29 protein-coding genes are annotated in these 24,194 nt (G+C 70.4%); 13 read left to right on the top strand and 16 right to left on the bottom strand.

Annotated elements, in window-relative coordinates; genetic code table 11:
* Nucleotides 1–38: 38 nt before the first annotated feature.
* Complete coding sequence (gene phoH2 / locus JOF37_RS00515; RefSeq protein ID WP_372445397.1) at nt 39–1,394, top strand: RNA 5'-3' helicase PhoH2; 1,356 nt, start codon at nt 39–41, stop codon at nt 1,392–1,394.
* Nucleotides 1,395–1,433: 39 nt separating this feature from the next.
* On the opposite strand, the gene JOF37_RS00520 is transcribed toward phoH2, so the two are convergent.
* From JOF37_RS00520 to xseA, 7 genes are read right to left on the bottom strand one after another with little or no spacing between them, the layout of a single operon-like run.
* A complete protein-coding gene (locus tag JOF37_RS00520; protein WP_210004080.1) occupies nt 1,434–2,090 on the bottom strand; it encodes a response regulator transcription factor in 657 nt (218 codons plus the stop codon).
* The gene (locus JOF37_RS00525) at nt 2,087–3,061 is read right to left on the bottom strand and encodes a sensor histidine kinase (RefSeq protein ID WP_210004082.1); all 975 of its coding nucleotides are present in this window, start codon (nt 3,059–3,061) and stop codon (nt 2,087–2,089) included. Before JOF37_RS00525 ends, JOF37_RS00520 begins: the two co-directional genes overlap by 4 nt.
* Nucleotides 3,062–3,071: 10 nt before the next feature.
* Nucleotides 3,072–4,466, bottom strand: coding sequence for a class II fumarate hydratase (locus tag JOF37_RS00530; protein ID WP_210004084.1), 1,395 nt, complete (start codon nt 4,464–4,466; stop codon nt 3,072–3,074).
* Between the two features lie 29 nt (nt 4,467–4,495).
* Entirely contained in the window at nt 4,496–5,173 is a 678-nt protein-coding gene (locus JOF37_RS00535; protein WP_210004086.1) for a carbonic anhydrase, read from the bottom strand.
* A complete protein-coding gene (locus JOF37_RS00540; protein ID WP_210007617.1) occupies nt 5,170–5,811 on the bottom strand; it encodes a DUF4245 family protein in 642 nt (213 codons plus the stop codon). The genes JOF37_RS00535 and JOF37_RS00540 overlap by 4 nt, the downstream gene beginning before the upstream one ends.
* Entirely contained in the window at nt 5,811–6,044 is a 234-nt protein-coding gene (locus JOF37_RS00545) for an exodeoxyribonuclease VII small subunit (protein WP_210004088.1), read from the bottom strand. Before JOF37_RS00545 ends, JOF37_RS00540 begins: the two co-directional genes overlap by 1 nt.
* Before the next feature lie 10 nt (nt 6,045–6,054).
* Entirely contained in the window at nt 6,055–7,377 is a 1,323-nt protein-coding gene (gene xseA / locus JOF37_RS00550) for an exodeoxyribonuclease VII large subunit (RefSeq protein ID WP_210004089.1), read from the bottom strand.
* Nucleotides 7,378–7,435: 58 nt separating this feature from the next.
* On the opposite strand from xseA, the gene JOF37_RS00555 reads away from it, so the two are divergent.
* Together JOF37_RS00555 and JOF37_RS00560 are read left to right on the top strand one after the other, a co-directional pair.
* Nucleotides 7,436–8,497 (top strand): 4-hydroxy-3-methylbut-2-enyl diphosphate reductase, encoded by a 1,062-nt coding sequence (locus tag JOF37_RS00555; protein WP_210004091.1) that lies wholly within the window; start codon nt 7,436–7,438, stop codon nt 8,495–8,497.
* Nucleotides 8,494–9,078 carry a DUF6264 family protein gene (locus JOF37_RS00560; protein WP_210004093.1) on the top strand — a complete coding sequence of 195 codons (585 nt, stop codon included), beginning with the start codon at nt 8,494–8,496 and terminating at the stop codon, nt 9,076–9,078. The genes JOF37_RS00555 and JOF37_RS00560 overlap by 4 nt, the downstream gene beginning before the upstream one ends.
* Before the next feature lie 117 nt (nt 9,079–9,195).
* Here JOF37_RS00560 and fbaA read toward each other — a convergent pair whose 3' ends face one another.
* Entirely contained in the window at nt 9,196–10,224 is a 1,029-nt protein-coding gene (gene fbaA / locus JOF37_RS00565) for a class II fructose-bisphosphate aldolase (RefSeq protein ID WP_210004095.1), read from the bottom strand.
* 210 nt (nt 10,225–10,434) lie between these two features.
* On the opposite strand from fbaA, the gene glpX reads away from it, so the two are divergent.
* A complete protein-coding gene (gene glpX / locus JOF37_RS00570; protein WP_210004097.1) occupies nt 10,435–11,424 on the top strand; it encodes a class II fructose-bisphosphatase in 990 nt (329 codons plus the stop codon).
* 128 nt (nt 11,425–11,552) lie between these two features.
* On the top strand, nt 11,553–11,735 hold the full coding sequence (locus JOF37_RS00575) for a UDP-N-acetylmuramyl pentapeptide phosphotransferase (protein ID WP_245338072.1): 183 nt from the start codon (nt 11,553–11,555) through the stop codon (nt 11,733–11,735).
* Between the two features lie 10 nt (nt 11,736–11,745).
* Here the strand turns inward: JOF37_RS00575 and JOF37_RS00580 are convergent, their stop codons facing one another.
* The 3 genes from JOF37_RS00580 to JOF37_RS00590 form a co-directional block, all read right to left on the bottom strand.
* Nucleotides 11,746–13,014 (bottom strand): DNA recombination protein RmuC, encoded by a 1,269-nt coding sequence (locus JOF37_RS00580; protein ID WP_210004101.1) that lies wholly within the window; start codon nt 13,012–13,014, stop codon nt 11,746–11,748.
* A gap of 264 nt (nt 13,015–13,278) precedes the next feature.
* Nucleotides 13,279–14,826, bottom strand: a complete 1,548-nt coding sequence (locus tag JOF37_RS00585) for an HNH endonuclease signature motif containing protein (RefSeq protein WP_210004103.1) — start codon at nt 14,824–14,826, stop codon at nt 13,279–13,281.
* 73 nt (nt 14,827–14,899) lie between these two features.
* Nucleotides 14,900–15,496 carry an exonuclease domain-containing protein gene (locus JOF37_RS00590; protein ID WP_210004105.1) on the bottom strand — a complete coding sequence of 199 codons (597 nt, stop codon included), beginning with the start codon at nt 15,494–15,496 and terminating at the stop codon, nt 14,900–14,902.
* Between the two features lie 125 nt (nt 15,497–15,621).
* Here JOF37_RS00590 and ychF point away from each other — a divergent pair, with 125 nt between their 5' ends.
* Both ychF and JOF37_RS00600 read left to right on the top strand, forming a co-directional pair.
* Entirely contained in the window at nt 15,622–16,695 is a 1,074-nt protein-coding gene (gene ychF, locus JOF37_RS00595; protein WP_210004107.1) for a redox-regulated ATPase YchF, read from the top strand.
* Between the two features lie 79 nt (nt 16,696–16,774).
* Nucleotides 16,775–17,449, top strand: a complete 675-nt coding sequence (locus tag JOF37_RS00600) for an SDR family NAD(P)-dependent oxidoreductase (protein WP_210004110.1) — start codon at nt 16,775–16,777, stop codon at nt 17,447–17,449.
* A gap of 37 nt (nt 17,450–17,486) precedes the next feature.
* Here JOF37_RS00600 and JOF37_RS00605 read toward each other — a convergent pair whose 3' ends face one another.
* Nucleotides 17,487–17,972, bottom strand: coding sequence for a tetratricopeptide repeat protein (locus tag JOF37_RS00605; RefSeq protein WP_210004112.1), 486 nt, complete (start codon nt 17,970–17,972; stop codon nt 17,487–17,489).
* Nucleotides 17,973–18,171: 199 nt separating this feature from the next.
* On the opposite strand from JOF37_RS00605, the gene JOF37_RS00610 reads away from it, so the two are divergent.
* The 4 genes from JOF37_RS00610 (at nt 18,172) to JOF37_RS00625 (ending at nt 20,754) form a co-directional block, all read left to right on the top strand.
* Entirely contained in the window at nt 18,172–18,345 is a 174-nt protein-coding gene (locus JOF37_RS00610; RefSeq protein WP_210004114.1) for a hypothetical protein, read from the top strand.
* 26 nt (nt 18,346–18,371) lie between these two features.
* On the top strand, nt 18,372–19,388 hold the full coding sequence (locus JOF37_RS00615) for a sensor histidine kinase (RefSeq protein ID WP_210004115.1): 1,017 nt from the start codon (nt 18,372–18,374) through the stop codon (nt 19,386–19,388).
* Between the two features lie 138 nt (nt 19,389–19,526).
* Nucleotides 19,527–20,180, top strand: coding sequence for a hypothetical protein (locus JOF37_RS00620; protein WP_210004117.1), 654 nt, complete (start codon nt 19,527–19,529; stop codon nt 20,178–20,180).
* 31 nt (nt 20,181–20,211) lie between these two features.
* Nucleotides 20,212–20,754, top strand: coding sequence for a Dps family protein (locus JOF37_RS00625; RefSeq protein WP_210004118.1), 543 nt, complete (start codon nt 20,212–20,214; stop codon nt 20,752–20,754).
* A gap of 89 nt (nt 20,755–20,843) precedes the next feature.
* Here the strand turns inward: JOF37_RS00625 and JOF37_RS00630 are convergent, their stop codons facing one another.
* Nucleotides 20,844–21,206: a hypothetical protein gene (locus JOF37_RS00630; RefSeq protein ID WP_210004120.1), complete on the bottom strand. Its 363-nt coding sequence runs from the start codon at nt 21,204–21,206 to the stop codon at nt 20,844–20,846.
* 206 nt (nt 21,207–21,412) lie between these two features.
* On the opposite strand from JOF37_RS00630, the gene JOF37_RS00635 reads away from it, so the two are divergent.
* A complete protein-coding gene (locus JOF37_RS00635; RefSeq protein WP_210004122.1) occupies nt 21,413–21,673 on the top strand; it encodes a hypothetical protein in 261 nt (86 codons plus the stop codon).
* A gap of 14 nt (nt 21,674–21,687) precedes the next feature.
* On the opposite strand, the gene JOF37_RS15640 is transcribed toward JOF37_RS00635, so the two are convergent.
* Nucleotides 21,688–21,813, bottom strand: a complete 126-nt coding sequence (locus tag JOF37_RS15640) for a hypothetical protein (protein ID WP_271174884.1) — start codon at nt 21,811–21,813, stop codon at nt 21,688–21,690.
* 220 nt (nt 21,814–22,033) lie between these two features.
* On the bottom strand, nt 22,034–22,432 hold the full coding sequence (locus JOF37_RS00645) for a glucose-6-phosphate dehydrogenase (protein ID WP_210004127.1): 399 nt from the start codon (nt 22,430–22,432) through the stop codon (nt 22,034–22,036).
* Between the two features lie 166 nt (nt 22,433–22,598).
* Between JOF37_RS00645 and JOF37_RS00650 the strand changes: the two genes are divergently transcribed.
* Nucleotides 22,599–23,513 (top strand): alcohol dehydrogenase catalytic domain-containing protein, encoded by a 915-nt coding sequence (locus JOF37_RS00650; protein WP_210004129.1) that lies wholly within the window; start codon nt 22,599–22,601, stop codon nt 23,511–23,513.
* A 28-nt stretch (nt 23,514–23,541) separates the two neighbouring features.
* Here JOF37_RS00650 and JOF37_RS00655 read toward each other — a convergent pair whose 3' ends face one another.
* A complete protein-coding gene (locus JOF37_RS00655) occupies nt 23,542–24,090 on the bottom strand; it encodes a type 1 glutamine amidotransferase domain-containing protein (protein WP_210004131.1) in 549 nt (182 codons plus the stop codon).
* Nucleotides 24,091–24,194 lie beyond the last annotated feature (104 nt).

Here is a 24,194-nt window from a genome sequence, read left to right on the forward strand (position 1 = left end):
GGGAAATCGGGTGAGACACCCGAGGCGGGGAGTGGGTTGTGGCCGCACGAGCAACTGAGCAGCAGCGTCGCGTCATCCACGGCGGAGGTGACGCCTCCGACCAGGAGCTGCGCACCTACGTCCTGGACACGTCCGTGCTGCTGAGCGATCCCCGGGCGCTGTTCCGGTTCGCCGAGCATTCCGTCGTCATCCCGGTCGTGGTGGTCACCGAGCTCGAGGGCAAGCGCCACGACCCCGAGATCGGCTACTTCGCCCGTCAGGCGCTGCGCCACCTCGACGATCTGCGCGTCGAGCACGGTCGCCTCGACTTCCCGGTGCCCGTGGGTGAGGGCGGGACCTTGCGCGTCGAGCTCACCAACACCGACCCGTCGGTGCTGCCGGCGGGGATGCGTCTGGGCGACAACGACACCCGGATCCTCGCTGTCGCGATGCATCTCGCTCACGAGGGTCAGCCGGTGACGGTCGTGTCGAAGGACCTGCCGATGCGGGTGAAGGCGGCGTCGCTGGGCATCTCGGCAGAGGAGTACCTCGCCGAACAGGCGGTGGACTCGGGGTGGACCGGCATCGCCGACGTCGACCTGTCCGGCGATGAGATGAGCGACCTGTACGAGACCGAGATCGCCGCGAGCGACCAGGTGATCGGGATGCCGGTGAACACCGGGCTCGTTATCCACTCCGAGCGCGGCTCCGCGCTGGGCCGCGTGACGGGCGAGGGGTCGTTCCGCCTCGTGCGCGGCGACCGCGACGTCTTCGGGCTCCACGGGCGATCCGCCGAGCAGCGCATCGCGATCGACCTCCTCCTCGATCCGGAGGTGGGCATCGTCTCGCTGGGCGGCCGCGCCGGCACGGGCAAGTCGGCCCTCGCGCTGTGCGCCGCCCTCGAGTCGGTGCTCGAGCGGCAGCAGCAGAAGAAGATCATCGTCTTCCGGCCGCTGTTCGCCGTCGGTGGACAGGAGCTCGGCTACCTGCCCGGCGACGCCCAGGAGAAGATGAACCCCTGGGGTCAGGCGATCTTCGACACGCTCGGCTCGGTCGTCTCCAGCAACGTGGTCGAAGAGATCATCGCCCGCGGGCTGCTCGAGGTGCTCCCGCTGACGCACATCCGAGGCCGGTCGCTGCACGATGCCTTCGTGATCGTCGACGAAGCGCAGTCGCTCGAACGGAACGTCCTGTTGACGGTGCTCAGTCGCATCGGACAGAACTCGCGGGTCGTGCTCACGCACGATGTGGGACAGCGGGACAATCTCCGGGTCGGGCGCCACGACGGCATCGCCTCGGTCATCGAGACCCTCAAGGGCCACGGCCTCTTCGCCCACGTGACGCTGACGCGCTCCGAGCGTTCCGCCATCGCGGCGCTGGTGACGGATCTGCTGGAGGCGGGCGAACTCAGCTGAGCGCGGCGGGGTCGGCGCCGTCGCGATGCGGCGCCGACCTCACGCCTCCCAGCGGTAGCCCTCGCCGCGGACGGTGGCGATCCGACGGGCGCCGACCTTGCCGCGGAGGTACCGCACGTAGACGTCGACGACGTTCGATCCCGGATCGAAGTCCAGGCCCCACACCTGGCGCAGCAGCGTCTCACGGCTGAGGATCTCGCCGGGGTGGCGCAGGAACTGCTCCGCGAGGGCGAACTCACGTGCCGAGAGGTCGATCTCGCGCCCGTCGATGCTGGCGCGACGCGTGAGCATGTCGAGGCTCACGCCGTCGTGGGCCACGCTGGTCGCCGGAGCGGTGCTCTCGCGCAGGCGCGAGCGGATGCGGGCGAGCAGCTCGGCGACGACGAACGGTTTCGGGACGTAGTCGCTCGCGCCCGCGTCGAGCGCCTCGACCGTGTCGCTGGTCCCGCTGCGCGCGGTCAGCATCACCACCGGGATCGCCGATCCGTTCTCCCGGATCTGCCGCAGCACGTCGAACCCGTCGATTCCGGGCAGGCCGACGTCGAGCACGACGAGGTCGATCTGCTCGTCCGCGAGGATCTCGAGCGCGGTCTCGCCGTCTTCGGCTGCGACGGGCTCGAGGCCCTCGGAGCGCAAGGCGCGTTCGAGCAGGCTGATGATGTGGGGTTCGTCGTCGACGAGCAGGATGCGTCTCATCCGATCTCCTTGCGTTGGAGGACGACCTCGTCGGCGCGGACGGGGGCGGGAAGCCGCTGCGCCGACCGAAGGGGGATCTCGATCGTGAAGGTCGCGCCGCCCCCGGGAGTGTCGGCGACGCGGCAGGAACCGCCGTGGCCCTTCGCGATGGCGTCCACGATCGCCAGGCCGAGACCCGACCCGCCAGCCGAACGACGCCGGCCGCCGCGATCGAAGCGCCGGAAGATGCGGTGGCGTGCCGCCGGCGGGATGCCCGGTCCGTGATCGCGAACCCACAGGTGCGCACTTCCGGCATAGACACCGCTGCCGAGCTCGATCGCGGTGCCCACCGGCGTGTGCTTGGCGGCGTTGTCGGCGAGCTGAAGCCACGCCTGCAGCAGGCGGTCGGGGTCACCGGTCACGACCGCGCGCTGCGTCGTCTCGACGGCCCAGTCGTGGCCCGGGATGACGGTGACGAGATCGGCGACCCGCTGCGTCAGGGTCTCGAGGTCGACGTCGTCGGTGGCGAAGCGCGCCCCGTCGACGGAGGCGAGCAGATCGATGTCGCCGATGAGCCGCGTCATGCGGTCGAGTTCGGCCGTCGCGATCTGTCGGACCGTCTCGACATCCGCGCTGTCCGCCGCATCCATCAGCTCGAGGTGGCCGCGCACGATCGCGATCGGCGTCTTGAGTTCGTGCCGCACGTCGTCGAGCAGCCGGCGCTGCGCCTCGACGGCCGCGTCGGACGCGTCCTGCGCCGCGGCATCGCGCGGCGGGGTCGCCAGCAGGGGCCATCCGACCGCCCAGAGGGTGATCAGGGTCCCCAGACCCGCGACCGCGAACACCAGGATCGCCGGCCACGGCGGAGTGGCGCCCGAGAGCAGGAAGACGATCAGCGTCGCGATCGCGGCGACGACGAAGCCGGCGCACACGACAGCCAGGAGGGATCCCAGGATGCGTGCGCGCCGGGCTTCTGAGCGCGACGGACTCACTCTCCGATTATCAGCCGGCGTGGGTCATCGACAGCAGGTCGAGCTTCTCGTCGAGCTGCGCCTCGGTGAGCTCGCCGCGCTCGACGTACCCGAGCGCGATGACGGCCTCGCGCACCGTGATGCCCTCGGCGACGGCGTGCTTGGCGATCTTGGCCGCTGCCTCGTAGCCGATCAGCTTGTTCAGCGGCGTGACGATCGACGGCGACATCCCGGCGAAGGCCGCCGCGCGCTCGACGTTGGCTTCGAGGCCGGCGATGGTCTTGTCGGCGAGAACGCGCACGGCGTTCGAGAGCAGACGGATCGACTCGAGCAGCGCGGTGCCCATGACGGGGATCGCGACGTTCAGCTCGAACGAGCCGGAAGCCCCTGCCCACGCGACGGTGGCGTCGTTGCCGATGACCCGCGCCGACACCATGAGGACGGCCTCGGGGACGACCGGGTTGACCTTGCCCGGCATGATCGACGACCCGGGCTGCAGGTCGGGGATGTGGAGCTCGCCGAGACCGGTGTTCGGGCCCGAGCCCATCCAGCGGATGTCGTTGTTGATCTTCGTCAGCGACACCGCGATCGTGCGCAGCGCGCCGGATGCCTCGACGAGACCGTCGCGGTTGGCCTGCGCCTCGAAGTGGTCCTTGGCCTCGGTGATCGGCAGCTCGGTCTCGGCGGCGAGCAGCTCGATGACCTTCTGCGGGAATCCGAGGGGCGTATTGATGCCGGTGCCGACGGCGGTGCCCCCGAGCGGGACCTCGCCGACACGGGGGAGCACCGACTGCACGCGCTCGATGCCCAGGCGCATCTGGCGGGCGTAGCCGCCGAACTCCTGTCCGAGGGTGACGGGCGTGGCGTCCATGAGGTGGGTGCGGCCGGACTTCACGACGTCCTTCCACAGCTCCGCCTTCTCCTCGAGAGCCACCGCGAGGTGGTCGAGGGAGGGGATGAGGTCGTCGATCAGGGCCTGCGTGACGGCGATGTGCACCGACGTGGGGAAGACGTCGTTCGACGACTGCGACGCGTTGACGTGGTCGTTCGGGTGGACGGTCGAGCCGAGGGTGCGGGTCGCGAGCGTCGCGAGCACCTCATTCATGTTCATGTTCGACGACGTGCCCGAGCCGGTCTGGTAAGTGTCGACCGGGAAGTGCGCGTCGTGGCGACCGGTGACGACCTCGTCAGCGGCGGCGGCGATCGCGTCGGCGATCGCGGCGTCGAGTGTGCCGAGTTCCTTGTTCGCGAGGGCGGCCGCCTTCTTGATGCGCGCGAGGGCGGCGATCTGAGACGACTCGAGGCCCGACCCCGAGATCGGGAAGTTCTCGACGGCCCGCTGGGTCTGCGCCGCGTACAGGGCGTCCTTCGGGACGCGCACCTCTCCCATGGTGTCGTGTTCGATGCGGTACTCGATGTCGGTCACGTCGTCGTTCCTCTCTCGGTTGTTCGTGGTCAGGATGCGGCGGCGTCGTGGACGTCGCCGAGGATGATGTCGGGCACCGCGGCGCCCTCGGCCAGTCGATAGTTCGCGCCGATGATCGCGACGCGCCCTTCGGCCACGGCGGTGCTGATGAGCTCCGAGGCGTGCAGGAGCTGCCCGACCGTCTCGCGCAGGTGCTCACGTCCGACGGTCTCGGCGTCGACCGTCTCGGCGGTGACGCCGTCCGCGGCTCCGGCGCGCAGGACGCGACGCACGGCGGGGACGATGGGCGCGATCTGCCGCCAGATGAGGGGCGGGAGCGGCGGTGCGTCGACGCCGGTGCTGTCGATCGCGGCGCGCACGGCGCCGCAGGCATCGTGGCCGAGCACGACGATGAGCGGGACGTTGAGCACCGCGACCGCGTACTCGAGGCTGCCGACGACGGAGTCGGAGATGACCTGGCCGGCATTGCGGATGACGAAGAGGTCGCCCAGACCTTCGTCGAAGATGATCTCCGCGGCCAGTCGGGAGTCGGAGCAGCCGAACAGCGCGGCGCGCGGCGTCTGCAATCCGGCGATCTCGTGACGGCGCTCGACGTCCTGACGCGGATGGCGAGGGGTGCCCTCGACGAAGCGGATGTTCCCCGCGCGCATCTCGTCCCACGCCTCCTGGGGAGTGGGAACCGCGGTGTTTTCGGCCGTAGAGGTCATCGTGTCTCCTTCTGCAGGTCGGCTATCTGCGGTGCGAGCCCACGCGCTGCGTCGCGAACGGTCTCGGCGTCGACGGCGCCCCCGCCGTACACGAGGATCGTGTCGGTGCCCGCGGTCGTGGACAGGGCGTACGAGATGTTGCCGAAGCGGGCGGGATCGTTGATCTCGAAGACGTCCCAGTCGACATCCCCGAGCCGCTCGACCGTGGTCGCGCGGGCGCCGCTGATCTGTCGCGACGCCCAACCGGCATCGGCGTCGAAGCCCTGCTGAACGTTGACGTACCCGCTCTCGGGGGCGTAGACGACCTCCCACGTGCGCACGTCATCGCCGGCGAGCTCGGCCTTGTTGACGCGCCAGGCGTCGGGCACATCGGGTACGACCAGGTCGCGCCCGATCGCGGGGCCGACATCCGCGGCGACGGCGGCGACGTCGATGGCGGGACGCTCCGGGACCGAGCCGCGGGGCACACCGAACACGATCACCGCCACCACGGCGATGGTCACGATGAGCGCGGCGATGAGGTTGCGCGCGGTCTGGCTCGACCGGTAGACGCGGGAGGAGGCGGCTTTGCGTGCGGCTGTCTCGTCGGGGGTCTCGGGGCGCCCGAGCTCGGCGACGATCCGCGGACCTTTGGCCATCACGCGTCGCCCGTGGCGCCGGTGCGGGCCTCGTCGAGTCGCCGCTTCGCGCCGAGGAGCCATTCCTCGCAGCGGGCGGCGAGCGCCTCGCCGCGGGTCCACAGCTCGAGCGAGTGCTCGAGCGTCGGGGCGCCCTGCTCGAGCTCGGCGACGACGCGCACGAGCTCGTCCCGAGCCTGCTCGAAGCTGAGGGTCGCGACGTCGGCGGGAAGCCCATCGGCCGGCGAAGTCATGTCTCCCATCCTAGGACGGGTCGGCCGACGTGACCGTGCCGCCGGCGTCTGCCCCGGGGGCGACGGCATCCTCGGCGATCTCACCGTCGGAGTGCGCCCCGAACGAACCGCGCGCCACGGTGACCACGACGCGCGCGCCGGCGGCGGCCTGCGCCGCATCGCGGACGATGACGCCGCCATCCAGATGGGCGATCGCGTAGCCCCGATCCAGCGTGGCGCCGGGGGAGAGGGCGCGCAGCGAAGCTCGCAGGCGCGCCACCTCGTGCGACGCGGTGTCGACGCGGCGGGTCACCACATCGCGGCCGCGGGCGGTGAGGAGGTGGAGCTCGTGCGCGCGCGTCGTCATCAGCGACTCGGGATTGCGCAGGACGGGCCGCGACCGGAGTTGCTCGAGTTGGGCGAGGTCATGGCCGACACGCTGCGTCAGCCGGGTGCGCGCACGGCTGCGCAGCTGCTCGACGAGGGCCCGCTGCTCCGAGACGTCGGGGACGACGCGTTTGGCGGCATCAGTCGGTGTCGAGGCGCGCAGATCCGCGACATCGTCGAGCAGCGGATGGTCGTTCTCGTGCCCGATCGCCGACACGACCGGTGTCGTCGCCTCGGCGACCGCTCGCAGCAGCCGCTCGTCGCTGAAACCGAGCAGGGTCTGCGGGTCGCCACCGCCCCGGGCGATGACGATGACGTCGACGTCGGGGTCGGCGTCGAGGGTGCGCAGCGCGGCGATCGTCTCGGGGACGCAGCGATCGCCTTGCACCGCTGCGTGGACCGTGCGGAAGGCGACGTGGGGCCAGCGCAGCTCCGCGTTGCGGTGCACGTCACGCTCGGCGTCGCTGCGTTCTCCCGTGATGAGGCCGATGGTGTGGGGGAGGAAGGGCAGCGGCTTCTTGCGCGACGCGTCGAACAACCCTTCGGCCCGCAGTCGGGCGCGCAGCCGTTCGAGCTGCACCAGCTGATCGCCGAGCCCCGTGGGCCGCATCGCCGAGACCGTGAAGGAGAAGTCGCCCGACTTCACGAAGTAGTCGCTCTTCACGCAAGCGACGACGCGGTCGCCGACCTGCGGGCTCGCGCCCAAGCGCTGCAGCGTGCTCGACCACAGGCGGAACGACAGCGCGGCATCCGCCTCGGCGTCCTTGAGCCGGCCGAAGACGTGGCCGCCGCGCAGGTTCCACGACGTGATCTCGCCCTCGACCCAGACGGCGTTCCAGCGCTGGACGAAGTCGCGGATGGTCTCGTTCAGTCGCGAGATCGAGGTCGGCGTCTGCGGAGACGACTCCCGGGGGTGCACGGCGTCGGGCGGCGGTGTCTGACCGGGGGCGGCCTCGAACGACGGCATGGGTCTCCTCACGGCCGGTTCCGAGCGGGTCGCGGGGTGCGCCTCGTAGAATCGAGGAGTGAGCACACCCGCCGTCCGGCTGCCCGTACCCCGCGTGCCGGGGCGTCACGGCCGTCTCCAGGATATCCCGGTAGGCGCCGCCAAGCGGGTGCTTCTCGCCGCCCCGCGCGGTTACTGCGCCGGCGTCGACCGTGCCGTGGTCGCGGTGGAGAAGGCGCTCGAGCGCTTCGGTGCCCCCGTCTACGTCCGCAAGCAGATCGTCCACAACATCCACGTGGTGCGCGAGCTCGAGGAGCGCGGCGCCGTGTTCGTGGACGAGGTGGATGCCGTGCCCGCGGGCGCGCACGTCGTCTTCAGTGCCCATGGTGTGTCGCCGGCCGTCGTCGCGGCGGCATCCGATCGCGGCCTTCAGGCGATCGACGCGACGTGCCCGCTCGTGACGAAGGTGCACCGCGAGGCGGTCCGGTTCGCGCGCGACGAGCGGGAGATCCTCCTGATCGGCCACGAGGGCCACGAAGAGGTCGAGGGCACGGCGGGCGAGGCTCCCGAGCACATCACGATCGTCACCTCTCCCGAGCACGCGGATGTCGTCGAGGTCCGCGACCCGTCGCGAGTCGTGTGGCTGTCGCAGACGACGCTGTCGGTCGACGAGACGATGGAGACCGTCCGGCGGCTGCGCGTGCGGTTCCCCGAGCTGCAGGACCCGCCGTCGGACGACATCTGCTACGCCACCCAGAACCGCCAGGTGGCGATCAAGAAGATCGCCGCGGAGACCGACCTCGTCATCGTGGTCGGATCGGCGAACTCCTCGAACAGCGTGCGACTCGTCGAGGTCGCGCTCGAATACGGCGCTCGGGCTGCCTACCGCGTCGACTACGCCGACGAGATCCGGCAGGAATGGCTCGAGGGCGTTCGCACGGTCGGCGTCACGAGCGGTGCGTCGGTGCCGGAGGTGCTGGTGCAGCAGGTGCTGGCGAGCCTCGCCGATGCTGGCTACGGGGATGTCGACGAAGTGCGCACCGCCGAGGAGGACCTCATGTTCTCGCTGCCGAAGGAGCTGCGTACGGACGCGTCCGGTGCGCAAGATGCGCGCGCCCGCGGCGGACGGGGACGCGCGTGAGCGAGCAGGAGCAGCGGCCGCGCCCGCAGTACGGCGAGTACGCGACACCCGAAGAGCAGCGGGCGCGCATCGCCGCGCTCGGGGGCGGCACGGCGCCGCATCCGGATGTCGTCGACACCGCTGTTCCCCCTACGCCCCATTCCTCGGCTGCCGCGAACGGTGCGTCGACACGGCTGCCGTCGCCGCGCCCGACGACGACCGCCGCGCGACCGACGCGCACGGCCGACCGCGTGGTGACCATCGCGCTGCTCGCGTACGGTCTCATCACCCTGCTCGGTGCGATCCCGCAGCTCATCGACTTCGTCGGCTTCGCCGAGACCTGGATGGAGATGGCGGGTATCGACGCGACGCTCGCCGATCCCGCCGCCGGCCGGGCCTGGGGCATCGCCGCCGCGATCTTCTACAGCGTGGGATGGCTTACGACGGCGGGCCTGTCATGGTGGTCGCTCTCGCACCGGCGCCTGTCGTGGTGGATTCCGCTGGTCGGAGCGATCGTGACCTTCGTGATCGTGAGCCTCCTGCTCGCCGCACCGCTGCTGTCGGATCCGGGAGTGATGCAGGGCTTCTCCGCCCCGCGCTGATCGAAACGCACATAGCGAAGGGCCCCGAGGATTCCTCCCCGGGGCCCTTCGCTTTCGCGACGCTGGTTGTCAGCTCTGCGACGGTGCTGGTTGTCAGCTCTGCGACTGTGCTGGTTGTCAGCTCTGCGACTGGCCGAACGAGCCGAGCTGCTTGGTGGCCTCGACGACGCGGGCGGCCATGGCCGACTCGGCCTTCTTGCCCCAGGCGCGCGGGTCGTAGGCCTTCTTGTTGCCCACCTCGCCGTCGACCTTGAGGACGCCGTCGTAGTTCTGGAACATGAAGCCGGCGACGGAGCGCGTGAAGGCGTACTGCGTGTCGGTGTCGATGTTCATCTTGACGACGCCGTTCGCGACGGCGAGGGCGATCTCCTCGTCGGTCGAGCCGCTGCCGCCGTGGAAGACCAGGTCGAGGGGCTTCTCGCCGGTGCCGAACTTCTCTGCGATGCCGGCCTGGATCTCGCCGAGCAGCTCAGGCTTGAGCTTGACGTTGCCGGGCTTGTAGACGCCGTGGACGTTGCCGAAGGTGAGAGCAGCGATCCACCGACCCTGGTCACCGAGGCCGAGTGCGTCGACGACCTGCGAGACGTCGCCGGTCGTGGTGTACAGGGCGTCGTTCGAGCCCTCGTGCTGGACGCCGTCCTCTTCGCCGCCCACGACGCCGATCTCGACCTCGAGGATCGCGCGGATCGCCTTGATGCGGGGGAGGAGCTGCTGAGCGATCTCGATGTTCTCGGACAGGGGCACGGCGGAGCCGTCCCACATGTGCGACTGGAAGATCGGCTGACCGCCATCGGCGACGGCTTCTTCGGACGCCGAGATGAGCGGCAGCAGGAAGTCGTCGAGCGCCGGCTTCGGGCAGTGGTCGGTGTGCAGCGCCACGGTGACGGGGTAGTTCTTGGCGACCTCGTGCGCGAACTTCGCGAACGCGAGCGCGCCGGTCGCGCGGCCCTTGACGGTGTGGCCGGCGAAGTAGTCCGCGCCGCCCGTGGTGACCTGGATGATGCCGTCGGAGCCGGCTTCGGTCAGACCCTGGAGGACGGCGTTGATCGACTGCGAGCTGGCGGCGTTGATCGCGGGGTAGGCGAATCCGCCGGCCTTCGCTCGATCCAGCATCTCTGCGTACTGTTCGGGGGTGGCGATGGGCATGACAGCTCCTCAAGTCGGCGGTGTTACCGAGCCCACTTTATCGAAGGGCGCGCACGAGGTCTGCGGCCCGGGCCGGAGAAACGTCTCGCGGTCTCCGCGCCGTGACGTCGAGCACGGCGTCTTTACGTTTCATTAAGAATCGCGATTCCTTCATGGTCGGCCGCGCGAAACTCCCGGTCGATGCGGCGGGTGCGCCTCTAGGCTGAGGCCATGGTGAGTCTGACCGCCGACATGAGTCCGCTGCATCCCGACCGCAACCTCGCTCTCGAACTGGTGCGGGCGACCGAGGCGGCGGCCATCCGCTCCGTTCCCTTCATCGGACGCGGCCAGAAGGAACTGGCCGACGGCGCCGCCGTCGACGCGATGCGCGCCTTCCTCACGACGGTCAACTTCGACGGCGTGATCGTCATCGGTGAGGGCGAGAAGGATGCCGCGCCGATGCTCTTCAACGGCGAGAAGGTCGGTACGGGTCGCGGCCCGCAGGCCGATATCGCGGTCGACCCCATCGACGGCACGTCGCTGACGGCTGAAGGACGTAACAACGCGCTGTCCGTCATCGCCGTCGCCGACCGTGGCGCGATGCTCGACGCCTCGGCGGTGTTCTACATGGACAAGCTCGTCACGGGTCCCGCGGGCGTCGGTGTCGTCGACATCCGGCTGCCGATCGCCGAGAACATCCACCGACTCGCGAAGGCGCTCGGTAAGCCGGTCGACGAGCTGGTGGTGTCGGTGCTCAATCGTCCCCGCCACGCGAAGCTGATCGAGGAGATCCGCGCGGCCGGCGCCGGAACGCGACTGATGAGCGACGGCGACGTGGCCGGCGGGATCAACGCTGCGCGTCACAACGCCCGCACCGACATGTGCGTCGGCATCGGGGGCAGCCCGGAGGGCATCGTCACCGCGTGCGCGATCAAGGCCCTCGGCGGTCACATCCAGGGGCGGCTGTGGGCGCGCGACGACGACGAGAAGCAGCGTGGGATCGACGCCGGGCTCTCGTTGGACGGGCACGTCTACGAGGCGGACGACCTGGTGCGCGGCAAGAACACGATCTTCGTCGCGACGGGCGTCACCAACGGCGAGCTCGTCGGCGGCGTGCGCCGCGAGGGCGACTTCGTCTACACCGAGAGCGTCGTCCTGCGCGGCGCGTCGGGCACGCTCCGCCGCATCACGTCGGAGCACCTGACGTCGAAGTGGCTCTGAGCTCGGTTGTAACTATCACGACACGGCGGCGTGTCAACCGCTGAGCCTCTCAGACGGGGTCTGTCAGAATAGCGTCGGTATCAACGGCGATGACCACCCTCACGTCAGCACCCGGGAGAACCATGTCGATGACAGCGAACAGTCCGCAGACCGGCCAGATCGCGGTGACGATCGACCCCGCACGTCGCCCCGACGTGCTGCTTCGCCGGCGTCACCCGGAGGGCCATCAGGTCAGCGCATGGTGGATGATCGGGGCGTTCCTGGCGGTGTCGGCTGCGGTCGTCGCGCTGGTGAACATGTTCCCGGCCTGACAGCCGCGGATCACAGGTCGTCACTCCGCGTCCCGATCCGGTCGCGGAGTTCTCCGACGTCGGCGCTGAGAAGCTCGGGCGCTGTCGTCATCCGCGTCGCCGTGTCGATCGGCGCGGGCGCGGAGACCGCATCGAGACGCGTCTCATCGATCCCGGGGAACTTGCGAGCGGTGACCAGGACGCGGCTCTCGAGTGTGCCGACGAACTTGTTGTAGGACTCGACGGTGCGCTCGATCGCCCGTCGCAGGTCACCGGCGTGCGAGGCGAGGCTGCCGAGGCGCTGGTACAGCTCGTTGCCGAGCTCGAACAGGCGACGCGCCTCGTCCGAGACGTCCTGCTGCGTCCACGTGTACGCGACGGTCTTGAGAACCGCCCACAGGTTCACCGGTGAGGCGAGAGCGACGCGGCGGCTGAACGCATAGTCCAGGAGCGCGGGGTCTTCGTCGAGTGCTGCGGCCAGCAACGACTCGCTCGGGATGAAGCACACGACGAACTCCGGGCTCGTCGTCAGACCCGCCCAGTAGGCCTTCTTCGCCAGGGAGTCGACGTGGGCGCGCACGGCTTTCACGTGAGCGGCGAGGAGCGCCTTGCGGCGGCGCGCATCGTCGCCCTGTGCGGTGACGGGAATGGCGCTCGCCTCGAGGTAGGCCTCGAGCGGCACCTTGGCATCCACCGCGAGTGCCTTGTCGCCGGCAAGGCGCACCACGAGGTCGGGGCGACCCGCGCCGCTGTCGGACGAGACGGCGGCCTGAAGGTCGAAGTCGACGTAGCGCGTGAGGCCGGCGGACTCGACGATGCGGCGCAGCTGCGTCTCGCCCCACACACCGCGGGCTGCGCTGGACCGCAGGGCGCCGGCGAGCGACTCGGTGGTCGCGCGGAGCGCCTCGTCGGTCTCGCGGCCGAGCCGGAGCTGCTCGGCGAGCGACCCGAACTGCTCGCTGCGCTCACGCTCGAGCAGCTCGACCTTCGTCTGCATGGCCTGCAGCGACTCCTGCACGGGGGCGAGAGCCCGCAGGACCGCCTGTTCGCGACGTTCGCGCTCATCGCGCGCGGCCTGGTCGGCCCGCGCCTGGCTGCCGAACTCGCGCTGGAGTTCGCGCTGGCGCTCGAGCTGCTCTGCGAGGGCGCCGCGTTCGGCTTCGGCAACGGCGGCGCGGGACTCGAGGTGGGCGAGCTCGGCGGCGGAGCGCCGGGCAGTCGCGGCCGTGCCTGCGAACCAGCCCGCCGCGGCTGCGCCTGCAGCGCAGAGAACCACGACGACGACGATGAATGCGTCCATGAGTTCAGGATGCCGCGTGCCTCGGACATCGGTATGCACCCACGCGGAACGGTTCAGCCGCGGGCGGGTCGGAGACGCGATGGCTCGACCCGCGAACGGGCGCGCCGACCCGCAGACGGGTTGGCTCGGCCGAGGACGGGCGGTTCTTGCCGCAGACGTGGCGGCTCAGACGCAGACATGACGGCCCGGTCGAGGGCGGGGTGGCGCGGTCGCGGACCGGCCGAGTCGGACGAGGATTGTGCGGCATCGACGCCGCCCACCGCGTCAGAACGGGGGTTGGTCGTCGCGCGACGCGGACGGCGGCCGTGCCGTCACCATGCCAGGCCACGGCTCGGCGAGGGATCGGGTCGATCCAGATCTCGGCGGCGCCCCGGGCGCGCGGGCTTCGCCGTCGTCGAGAGAACGACCCGGTGGCGGGTCGGCCGTCGTGAACGCGACGAGCGGTGGTGGTGCGTCTTCGCGGTAGACCCTCCCGGCCGGTGAGGTCCATACGAGGAGTCCGCCCGCGAGCTGTTTGACGCGCCATCGGGTGTGGTGTTTGACGTCGTGGTGGCGTTTGCAGAGGTGGGCGAGGTTGCCGACGTGGGTGGGTCCGCCGTCGGATGCGGCGTGGGTGTGGTCGATCTCGCACCGGACGGCGGGTTGGCGGCATCCGGGGAATCGGCAGTGCCGATCTCGCGCCCGCAGGAGCCGTCTCATCGCTGCGGTGGGCTGGTAGGCGTCGCATTCGAGCACGGTTCCGGTGACGGGGTGGGTGAGGAGCCGGTCCCAGGTGGTGTTGTCGCCGGCGAGCTCTCGCGCGGTGGCGGCGTCGATGGGGGAGCGCCCCACGAGGTCGGCCGATCCGTCGTCTTCGCCGGTCAGGGTGAGCGCCGACACGACGACCTGCACCTTCGCGCGGATCGCGCCGAGCGCACCGTTCCCGTCGCCGTCGGCCGTGGGGTCGAGCGAGGGAGCCCCGGCGAGGAGGAGGTCGGCGAACACGTCCGCGCGGACCTGGTCGACCGTGCGGGTGTCTGCGGCGAACGACGACCCGTGGGAGTCGGCGGAACGGTCGGAGGCGTCGCCAGCGCTGCCAGCGGCATCCGTGTCGGCCACCTTCGTCGGATCAACTGCCGGATCCGTTGCTGCTTCCGCGGCCTCCGCCGCCTCCGCGTGCGGGCGGGCGTTGATGATCTCCCGAGCCTGTCGCGTGAGCCGGTCGACGACACCTTCGGCGATCACGGTCGGCAAGGTCGCAATCAGGTCGGACATCCCGTCCGGCCCGGGCTGCACCCGCACGCACCGCTGAGCCGCAGCTTCCTCATGCCGCTCGCTGAACGACCGCGGATGCAACCGCTCCGCGAGATGCACCAGTGCATCCCGCACTCGGTTCGGCGTTTCGCCCTCGCATCGCTCGATCGCCGCCCGCTCGAACTGGCCCCTCGCCTCGGCCGGGACGACGCACCCGGTGTCCTGGATCACGCGGACATGCCCGCGGCTGATGCGTCCTGCCTCCCACGCGTCCATCGTCGCCGGATAGTTCTCGACCAGGTCCAGTGCTTCGTCGATCCGGCGTTGCAGCGTGCGATCGGTCGCCGCGAACACCCCGGCGAGCTCCGCGGCGATCCCGCGTAACGCCATCTCGTGGCTCTTCACCCGCTCCGAGGCCCCCGCGGCTTGCTGCTGCGCGAGTCGGCCCGCCGCGGCCAGCACCCGCACCTCGCGGATCTGACCCGCGCGGACCACATCGACCGCGCCCTCGGCATCGGTGACGAGCGCGGCCAGCGCGGCGGCATCCGCGTCGCTGCCGAACCCTGCACTCGAAGACATGTTCGAATGTTCCCACGAACCTCCGACATCGGCCCGATAGCGCGTATCGGGCGACGCCGCGGCCGGACGCCTGTCAGGCTGGGCTGAGGAGCGACGCGACGAGGGGCTCGTGCTCGGGGACCCGAACCCCGAGCAGCATGGCGAGCTCGACGATGTCCTGGGCGCCTGCGCGACCCGCGGCGTCGATCGCGATGTGCGCGCACGCGAGCGCGTCGGCGAGGGCGTCGTGGTGGGCGAAGTCGAGGAAGCCGACCGCCGCGGCGACGAGGGGCAGCCGGTACGAGTCGAGGTCGTAGGTCTTTCGCGCCAACTGAACGCTGCACACTGAGCGGAACGCCGGGAGCGCGGCATCCGTCGCCTCGCACGCTCGGCGCAGCACAGCCATGTCGAACCCGGCGTTGTGCGCGACGAGGACGTCGTCGCCGACGAAGTCGAGCAGCCGCGGCAGCTGCGCGATCCAGTCGGGCTCGTTCGCGACGTCTGCCGCGGTGATGCCATGGATCGACACGTTGATGTCGAAGAAGCGGTCGTGGCCGGCGGGTGGCCGGATCAGCCAGCCGTCCGACGCGACGACGCGGCCGTCGCGAACGCGGACGAGTCCGACCGAACAGGCGGATGCGCTCGAGGAGTTCGCCGTCTCGAAGTCGATCGCGGTGAAGTCCAAAGCCACGGGAACAGGGTCGCTCGCACCGGCTGTGCTCGCGCGGAGGCGCGCCGTGTTCCGCCGAGGACAGATGCCGGGGGACGTACGGCTGCGGAGGGCGACAGCATGGGGGCCACGTAGACTCGATGCCCGTGGCTCTCACCATCGGAATCGTAGGACTGCCCAACGTCGGCAAGTCGACCCTCTTCAACGCCCTGACCAAGAACCAGGTGCTCGCGGCGAACTACCCGTTCGCGACCATCGAGCCCAATGTCGGCGTGGTGAACCTTCCCGACCCCCGCCTGAAGGTGCTGGCGGACATCTTCCACTCGGAGCGGATCCTGCCCGCCGCCGTCTCGTTCGTCGACATCGCCGGTATCGTCCGCGGCGCCTCGGAGGGCGAGGGCCTCGGCAACCAGTTCCTCGCGAACATCCGCGAGGCTGACGCGATCGCCCAGGTGGTCCGCGGCTTCGCCGACGACGACGTCGTGCACGTCGAGGGCGCGGTCAACCCGCAGAACGACATGGAGACGATCAACGCCGAGCTGCAGCTCGCCGACCTCCAGACCCTCGAGAAGGCGATCACCCGCTACGAGAAGGAGGTCCGCGGCAAGAAGCTCGATCCTTCCGTGCTCGATGCGGCGAAGGCGGCTCAGGACGCACTGCAGCGCGGCGAGCTGCTGTCGGGCTCGTCGATCGACCTCGAGCCCATCAAGGAGCTCGGTCTGCTGACGGCCAAGCCGTTCATCTTCGTCTTCAACGTCGACGAGGCCGTCCTCACCGACGACGCCCGCAAGGCGGAGCTCGCGGCTCTCGTGGCGCCCGCGCAGGCGGTGTTCCTCGACGCGAAGATCGAGTCTGAGCTCATCGACCTCGACCCGGAGGAAGCCGCGGAGCTCCTCGCCTCCACCGGGCAGGACGAGTCGGGGCTCGATCAGCTGGCGCGGATCGGCTTCGACACGCTCGGCCTGCAGACGTACCTGACCGCGGGACCCAAGGAAGCACGAGCCTGGACGATCGGCAAGGGCTGGAAGGCGCCGCAGGCCGCCGGTGTCATCCACACCGACTTCGAGAAGGGCTTCATCAAGGCGGAGGTCATCTCGTTCGACGACCTCGTCGCGACCGGCTCGGTCGCGGAGGCCCGCGCGAAGGGCAAGGCTCGCCTCGAGGGCAAGGACTACGTCATGCAGGACGGTGACGTCGTGGAGTTCCGCTTCAACGTGTGACGACGGCGCGAGATCGCACCGTTCCTCCGCTCACCACCGCCTAGAGTCGCCGTAACCTCACCGCACGAAGGAGCTCACCATGCCCGTCATCGCCATCATCGGAGCCGGACCGGGACTGGGAGCGGCGGTCGCGCGTCGCTTCGGACGCGAGGGCTTCTCGGTCGCCCTGATCGCACGCGACGAATCGAAGCTCGACGCCATGGTGGCGGAGCTGGGCTCGGCGGGCGTGACGGCTCAGGGCTACTCAGCAGACGTGCGTGTCCCCACGGAGCTCGAGGACGCGCTCGGCCGTGCAGCAACAGACCTCGGTCCCATCTCGGTCCTGCAGTACAGTCCGCTACCGTCTCGCGATTACCTGAAGCCCGTCCTCGATCTGACTCCGGAACTCGCGCTGGAGGCCGTGCAGTTCTCCCTGCTGGGCCTCATCCATGCCGTCCGCGCGGTGCTGCCCTCGATGCAGGAGTCCGGCCAGGGCAGCATCATCCTGATCAACGGAGGAACATCGGTGAAGGCACGCGCCGGCTTCGCGGGAACCTCCGTCGCCTTCCCCGCGGAGAGCGCGTACGGCGAGATGCTCCACGACGCCCTTGAGAACGAGGGTGTGCGGGTCATGCAGCTCGTCATTCCGGGAGCGATTCCCCGACTGCAGCTGCCCAACGGCATCGACGACGTCGCCGACCGTATTTGGGACGCGCACGCGACTCCCGGGCCCTTCCGCAGCATGCTCATCCCGCTCGAGGAGGGCCGGGAGTAACTGTCCCGGTTTCGCGCAGTTCGCCGAGGTCTCCGCTTCACCGCGTGAGTGCGGCGGCGTACGCGCGCATCGACCGCTGGTAGCGCGGCAATGCGTCGACCTGCGCCTCGATCGCCACCCGCAGCGCCTCGTCCTTGCGCCCCGCGCTGTGGAGGGCGAGGGCGAGCACGATGCGCGGGGCGATACCGGTGGACTCATGCGTCGGGGCGTTTTCGAGTACGGCGATCGCCTCGTCGAGCCGCCCGAGGTTGCGCAGCGTCGACCCGTACTGCACGGCGAGCCGCGCGTGGCGGGCATCGTCCAAGCCGTGGGCGAGTGCGCGCTCGTACTGCGCTCCGGCTTCGGCCTCGAATCCCATCGAGTCGTACATTCCGGCGAGTTCGAACGCCGCGCGGCCGTCGGCCGCCGGGCAGGATGTCGCGAGAACCCGCATCCGTTCCACGCCGCCGTGCCGATCGAGTTCCTCGAACCGTGCCCAGAGGTCGGCGACAGCGGCCTCCCACTCGTCCAGCGACATCGTCATGCCGACGATCTTGCCAGCGTCGCGGTGCGCCGACGCTGCGACGAGAGGGTGCGCGCGACTTTTACCGCGCCTTTATGCGTGGCGTGATGCGCTGAGGCGGGAGGTGCGGCATGCGGTTGCTGATTGCAGAGGAGGATCCGACGTCGGGTCGAGCGTTGCGCCAGGGGGGAGCATGGTGACGACGTGTAGGCCCGTCTGGGTGAACGGGCAGGCCGACCCGCCGTGCGCCGAGACGCTGCTCGAGAGAGCGTGGGACGAGAACGGCATCCTGTTCACGAACTCCGTGCGCGTGACCCATCTCAACTATTCGGAAGAAGCTCGGGCGACCCGATGCCATGCGCGGCGGCAATGGCTGACGGGCGACGGCCCGTGAGGCGGAGGACGTTCCGAGCCCGATCGATGATCGCCTTCGGGCTGGTGGCTCTCGGCTCCACCGCTCTCGTCATCGCCTCGATCTTGGTGTACGACGTCGTCATCGCGAGCCCCGCCGATGTGCCCGGGGTCATCCTGCGAGGCGGGGGAGCCGCGCTGGTCGTCGTCACCGCGCTCGCCGCCTGGTCGGGATGGGTTCTCTCAGGGCGGCTGCTGCGCCCCTTGTCCCGCATCAACGAGGCCGCCCGCCGTGCGGGCGAGGGCGACCTCTCGCATCGGATCCGACTGCACGGCCCGCCGGATGAGATCTGGGAACTGGCCGACACGTTCGATCGCACCCTCGACCGGCTGCAGCGGGCCTTCGAGGCCCACACGCGATTCGCGGCCAATGCGGCGCACGAGCTGCGTACTCCCTTGACGGCGACCAAGACCCTCCTCGACATCGCCGCGGCGCACCCGACGGCCATCGCGCCGGCCGACCTCATCGCGAACGTGCGGCACGACAACGATCGGAGCATCGAGCTCGTGCAATCGCTGCTGATGCTCACGACGCTCGAGGCGACCACCGCCGTCCTGGGCGACGTGGACCTCGCCGACCTGGCTGCCGAAGCGCTGCACCGCGCCGCGGCCACCGAGGCCGCCTTCGAGTACATCGGAGAGCTCGGCCCCTCGCCGACGCGTGCCGAGGGCGCGCTCGTCGCCCTCGTGCTCGACAACCTGCTGCAGAACGCCCAACGCCACAACGATGCGCGAGCCTACATCCGTGTGCGTACCGGGACGGCGGCGAGCGGGTCGTGGGTCGAGGTCGAGAACACGGGCGAGGTGATCGCCTACGGCGTCCTCGGGAAGCTGACCGAGCCGCTGTTCCGCCTCCGCCGCACCGCCGCGGACGGGCACGGGCTCGGTTTGGCGATCGTTCGTTCGGTGCTCGATCGTCACGACGCCGTCCTCCGGCTTGCTCCACGACACGGCGGCGGGCTCATCGTCACGGCGTTCTTCCCGTACGCAGATGCACCGCGGGACCACGCAGAGACCGGGCGCTGACGCGCAACGCACCTCGCCCGCGCACGCAAGCGGCAGGGAACGGCCGCCAGGGCGCCGCGACCGCCGCGACCATGGCCGGGGTGCCGCATACGCGAGCACGGGGCGGCGCCCGAGATCGCCGCGGGAGGGACGGACGACATGGACACGACGGGGCAGACGAGCGGCCTCGTTCCGCTCCGCATCGACGATCGCGGAAGCGTCGCCTGGTTGCAGGCGGCCGATGTGAGTTGCTGGCTGATCGGGTGGGCGGCCCCGGACTTCCTCGAGGTCGAGGAACGGTCGGGCTCGTCGCTCATCCCCGGCACCGCCGACGTGCTGCGCGCCCACGGCATGCGCCTGCGCCGCGGCACCGCCAAGCCGAAAGCCGAAGCGGAGGTCGTGGGTCGGACGCGCCGTGCCCGACTGGAGGTCCAGGAGCACGCGGCACGCGCCGGCAAGGTGATCGAAGACTCGCGGATGAGCGTGTGGTTCCTGCGCGAGCACGGGTCGGTCGCCGGGATGCTCGACGCCGGCTTCCCCGCGCTGGTCGACGCCGCGGCCGCGGCGCGCTCGGCGCCTGTCCTGTGCGGCCGTGAACTCGTCGACGAGGTGTACCGGGCGTGCGCCGCGATCATCGCTCGATCGCTGATGCTCGCGCAGATCAACGCGTGCGCACCGACGCAGCTGAACAACTCCTACGCGCGTTCGCTCGAGACCCTCGTGTGCTGGCAGCGGCCCGCACCCCACGCCGCCGCGTTACCAGCAGCGGCGACATCCGACAAGCGGTCGGCATCGCACGCGGCCGCTCTCTAGCGTGGATGACATCTCGACTCGAGGAGGCATCATGGCCACGAACACCACCACCCCCACGCGCAACAAGCGCCGCGCCGCCGGCGCCGGTCTGACCGACGAGCAGAACGCCGAGAGCGGGTTCCGCGCGTCGCAGAAGCTCAGCGAGAACACCCAGAAGGTGCTCGTCGACCTCATCGAGCTGTCGCTCCAGGGCAAGCAGGCGCACTGGAACGTCGTGGGCCGGAACTTCCGCGACACCCACCTGCAGCTCGACGAGATCATCGAGGCGGCTCGCGAGTTCGCCGACACGGTCGCCGAGCGGATGCGCGCGCTGCACGCTCTGCCCGACGGCCGCAGTGACACCGTCGCAGAGACGACGACGCTGCCGGAGTTCCCGCAGGGGGAGATCGAAACAGCAGAGGTCATCGATCTCATCACCGCGCGCCTCGAGGCCGTCGTCGCCACGTGCCGCGAGGTCCACGACGAGGTCGACGACGAGGACCCCACGACCGCCGACATCCTGCACTCGATCCTCGAGCGCCTCGAGCAGCTCGCCTGGATGGTCAGCGCGGAGAACCGTAAGCCCCAGGGCTGAGCCAGCGCCCGTCACGTAGATGCCTCGGCGGTTCCGGATCATCGGAGCCGCCGAGGCATCGGTGTTCACGCGGCGCGCTGCGGCGCCGCTCAGGCTTCGCGGAAGCCCTCGAGGTCGGGGTCCCACTGCACCGGCGCGGCATCCTCGACGATCGACAGGTGATCGCCGGGAGCCGCCCGGCCGGGGAAGCTCTCGTGCGCCCGCAACTCGTCGGCACCCTCGCGGAAGTCGGGCTCATCCTCGTCCCACTCCACCGGCGCCGACAGCACGTCGTTGCCGACGCCGATGACGAGCTCGGCCTCGTCGTGCTGGCCGCTCTCCTCGACGACGATGGGGATCCGCACCGCCTGAGCCCGGCCGTTGTTCGCGACCGCCGCCGTGAGCTCCACCAGCGCCTCCGCAACGTCATCCGTCGTGATCACCGTGTCGCCCGCGTACGTGATTCGTCTCATCCCCCCACTGTCGCCGCGTCGGAGCCGCGGCACCCTGTGCTTGCTTCCGCCGCCAGCATGGTCTACGGGGCGTTCGCTGTCTCGGGAGACCGCGATGATCGCATGCGCCGCGATCGCGGTCAATGCGCCTGACCCGGGTTCCGCCACTGCCTACGGTCGATGAGAGGCGACGCGACTGCCGCGGGCGCCGGGAACGGAGAATCGTCATGAGCGAGCAGGATCCCGCCACCGATCAGGAGCCGCTGACCGAACCGGAGGCAGTCCGCAAGGACATGCGCTACAGCCCGGCCAGCGACACCGAGACCCGCGAGAAGCAGCAGGACGCGGACACGAGCCCGGATGCCGGCGTCGACGACGACCTCGTGCGTGCGCGCCCCGGTACCGGCGGCCCGGATGACGTCGGCGATGTCGAGGTTCCCGAAGAGGAGTTCAACCTCCCGTGGCGGGACGACAGCACCGCCGACTGACTGATCCGGCGTCGTCAGTTCCAGCCGACGGTGTTGAACCACGCCGCGCGGTTCGCAGCCTCGGCCCCGTCGACCGCGCCGCGGAACGTGTCGTGGGGTACGACGGCACCGTTGTCGAGCGCGACGAAGTCGGAGCACACCGGGCACAGAGCTCGCCCCCCGGGGAATCCATTCGGCAGCAACGGCGCCGGCTGAGCCGCCGAACCGCCACCGGGGCACGCCGCCGGGTCCGCCTCAACGTCAGACCACATCTGCGACGTGCCCTGACGGTTGTGAAGTCCGGCGTGGCCCCGCGGGCGCGTGCAGAGGGCGCCATCCCGGCGTGACCTGCACCAGAGCGCGGTCGGGAAGGTCACGGCCTCAGACGCGCGTGCCGCACAGGCCGCATTCGCCGGCGGCCGAGACCTCGACGAAGCAGTCGGGGCACATGGCGCGGACGACATCGGATGCCGCGGGTGCCTTGGGCGCGCGCGGAGCGGCGGGGCGGGGCGTCGAGCGCCGGGCCGGCGCCGACCGCAGGGCCGGGGCCACGGGCTGCGTGCGCTCGGGCACGTGGGCCTCGCAATAGAAGCGGACGTACCCGCCATGGTTCGTCGGGTGCCGGTGCTTCACCGCCCACAGGTCGTCGCGATCGTAGGGCGCGGCGTCAGCGGGGCATGACGCGCAACGGGCGGCGTCGCCGGGCATGACCTCGGCGACGCGATAGGGCGTCTCGTAGGTGAGGCGGTCGCGCCAATCGGCGGAGTCGACGATTCTCATGGGGGTCCTCTCCGACGCTCAGGCGCCGGATTCCAGCGTACCCGCGGCTCCCCGGCGACGGGGCGCGCACCGTTCGGTGAACATCTCTCGAACGACGCGCGCCCCCGCCGCGCCAGAAAGCACCGTTTGCGACAGTTGTCCGGTCACCACGGGCGAGAGGGCGCGAATGGCAATGGCGACCCCGGCACCCACGGACGTGCTGCTCAGACCGGCGGCGATCGCGCGTGCGTGGATGGGGCCTGGCCGCCCGCAGGAGACGATCGCCGTGCCCGGCGTCGTCCTGGCCGCCGGCGAAGCGCTGCTGCGCGTGGATCTCGCGACCATCGCGGAGGACGACCTCGCCGTCACCGACGGCGACGAGGACTGCCCGGCTCCCACGGTCCTCGGCCGGGAGTTCGTCGGGCGGGTCGCCGCGCTGGGCGGTCGCGTCGTCGCCGCAGACGGCATCGCCCTGGAGCTCGGCGAGCGCGTCGTGTGCGCACCGCGCCCGCGCGAACGCATCGCGGCGCACCGCGAACTGGTCGGCGGCTTCGCGACCCACGTGCACCTGCCCGCCGGGACCCCGATCGTACGCGTGGGCGAGGTCCTTCCCGCCTGCATCCTGGCCCCGGTTCCCGGCGTCGTCGCCCGGGTCGCCGGGCTGCTCCGCGAGGTCGAGCAGCTCGTCGATCTGGAGGACGTGCTGCTGACGGTGTCGGGCGCTGGCGCGGATCCGCTCGTCCTCGCCGCGATGGCGACCGAGCGTGGTGCCGCGGTGTCGATCGCTTCGGCGGACCCGCGCGTCCGCTCGCGTGCGCATCGGTTCGGCGCCGCCGTGACCGCCGAGCGGTCCACGGTGCGCGGTCTGCGTGCGACGATGCGGCATCGCGATGGATCTCGCGCGGCGCTCACCGTCGCCGCGCCGGACTGCGCGGCCGTCGACCTCGCGACCGCGGTGGCGTTCATGCGCAGCCCCGGTACGCGGCGCTATCCCTTCGCCGACCTCGTGTCGACGCCGTTGCCCCTGGACCGTCTGGACGAGGCGATCGGTCTCGCACGGTCCGGCACCTTCCTCCGCGTGGCGATCGCCCCCGGAGCATGAGCTCCGAGGGCGATCGCGAGTCGCAGCGTCAGACCGTCTGACCGGCGTGCTGCCCTTCCTCGACCTCTTCGATCACCTTCGCGTTGAACGCGGGCAGGTCATCGGGGGTGCGGCTCGACACGAGACCCTGGTCCACGACCACCTCCTCGTCGACCCAGTTCGCGCCGGCGTTGACGAGGTCGGTGCGCAGGCTCGGGAAGCTCGTGAGCGTGCGGCCCGAGAGCACGTCCGCCTCCGCGAGGATCCACGCCGCGTGACAGATGGCACCCACCGGCTTGTGCTGCTCGAAGAATTCACGGGCGAAGTCCACGGCGTTGGGGTCCAGGCGCAGGTTGTCTGCGTTGACGACGCCGCCCGGAAGGACGAGCGCGTCGTAGTCGTCTGCGGAAGCGTCCGCCGAGACCACGTCAACCCGCTGCGCGTGACCGTTCTTGCCGGTGATCTCGCCGGCCTCGGGGGCGACGAGGACGACCGTGGCGCCCGCGTCCGACACGGCCTGCCACGGCGAGGTCAGTTCGCTGTCCTCGAAGCCGTCGGTTGCCAGGAATGCGATTCTCTTGCCATCGAGTGTGCTCATGTCGGCGACGCTACGCGCTGGGTGCCGCCGATTCGACGCGCTTGACAGCACCGGCGACGCATGGTCCAGGGAGACGGCAGCGGGGTTACGATGGCGGAATGTCC

The sequence above is a fragment of the Microbacterium imperiale genome, from assembly GCF_017876655.1.
Taxonomy (GTDB): Bacteria; Actinomycetota; Actinomycetes; order Actinomycetales; family Microbacteriaceae; genus Microbacterium; species Microbacterium imperiale.

What these genes read in the sequence shown, in the direction of transcription:
- JOF37_RS00645 (WP_210004127.1), bottom strand. Translation starts at nt 22,432, where the DNA reads ATGAGAATCGTCGACTCCGCCGATTGGCGCGACCGCCTCACCTACGAG.
- JOF37_RS00615 (WP_210004115.1), top strand. Translation starts at nt 18,372, where the DNA reads ATGATCGCCTTCGGGCTGGTGGCTCTCGGCTCCACCGCTCTCGTCATC.
- JOF37_RS00600 (WP_210004110.1), top strand. Translation starts at nt 16,775, where the DNA reads ATGCCCGTCATCGCCATCATCGGAGCCGGACCGGGACTGGGAGCGGCG.
- JOF37_RS00635 (WP_210004122.1), top strand. Translation starts at nt 21,413, where the DNA reads ATGAGCGAGCAGGATCCCGCCACCGATCAGGAGCCGCTGACCGAACCG.
- JOF37_RS00535 (WP_210004086.1), bottom strand. Translation starts at nt 5,173, where the DNA reads ATGACCTCTACGGCCGAAAACACCGCGGTTCCCACTCCCCAGGAGGCG.
- JOF37_RS00620 (WP_210004117.1), top strand. Translation starts at nt 19,527, where the DNA reads ATGGACACGACGGGGCAGACGAGCGGCCTCGTTCCGCTCCGCATCGAC.
- glpX (WP_210004097.1), top strand. Translation starts at nt 10,435, where the DNA reads ATGGTGAGTCTGACCGCCGACATGAGTCCGCTGCATCCCGACCGCAAC.
- JOF37_RS00580 (WP_210004101.1), bottom strand. Translation starts at nt 13,014, where the DNA reads ATGGACGCATTCATCGTCGTCGTCGTGGTTCTCTGCGCTGCAGGCGCA.
- JOF37_RS00540 (WP_210007617.1), bottom strand. Translation starts at nt 5,811, where the DNA reads ATGGCCAAAGGTCCGCGGATCGTCGCCGAGCTCGGGCGCCCCGAGACC.
- JOF37_RS00605 (WP_210004112.1), bottom strand. Translation starts at nt 17,972, where the DNA reads ATGACGATGTCGCTGGACGAGTGGGAGGCCGCTGTCGCCGACCTCTGG.
- JOF37_RS00655 (WP_210004131.1), bottom strand. Translation starts at nt 24,090, where the DNA reads ATGAGCACACTCGATGGCAAGAGAATCGCATTCCTGGCAACCGACGGC.
- JOF37_RS00585 (WP_210004103.1), bottom strand. Translation starts at nt 14,826, where the DNA reads ATGTCTTCGAGTGCAGGGTTCGGCAGCGACGCGGATGCCGCCGCGCTG.
- JOF37_RS00650 (WP_210004129.1), top strand. Translation starts at nt 22,599, where the DNA reads ATGGCAATGGCGACCCCGGCACCCACGGACGTGCTGCTCAGACCGGCG.
- JOF37_RS00575 (WP_245338072.1), top strand. Translation starts at nt 11,553, where the DNA reads ATGACAGCGAACAGTCCGCAGACCGGCCAGATCGCGGTGACGATCGAC.
- fbaA (WP_210004095.1), bottom strand. Translation starts at nt 10,224, where the DNA reads ATGCCCATCGCCACCCCCGAACAGTACGCAGAGATGCTGGATCGAGCG.
- xseA (WP_210004089.1), bottom strand. Translation starts at nt 7,377, where the DNA reads ATGCCGTCGTTCGAGGCCGCCCCCGGTCAGACACCGCCGCCCGACGCC.
- JOF37_RS00625 (WP_210004118.1), top strand. Translation starts at nt 20,212, where the DNA reads ATGGCCACGAACACCACCACCCCCACGCGCAACAAGCGCCGCGCCGCC.
- JOF37_RS00545 (WP_210004088.1), bottom strand. Translation starts at nt 6,044, where the DNA reads ATGACTTCGCCGGCCGATGGGCTTCCCGCCGACGTCGCGACCCTCAGC.
- JOF37_RS00520 (WP_210004080.1), bottom strand. Translation starts at nt 2,090, where the DNA reads ATGAGACGCATCCTGCTCGTCGACGACGAACCCCACATCATCAGCCTG.
- JOF37_RS00630 (WP_210004120.1), bottom strand. Translation starts at nt 21,206, where the DNA reads ATGAGACGAATCACGTACGCGGGCGACACGGTGATCACGACGGATGAC.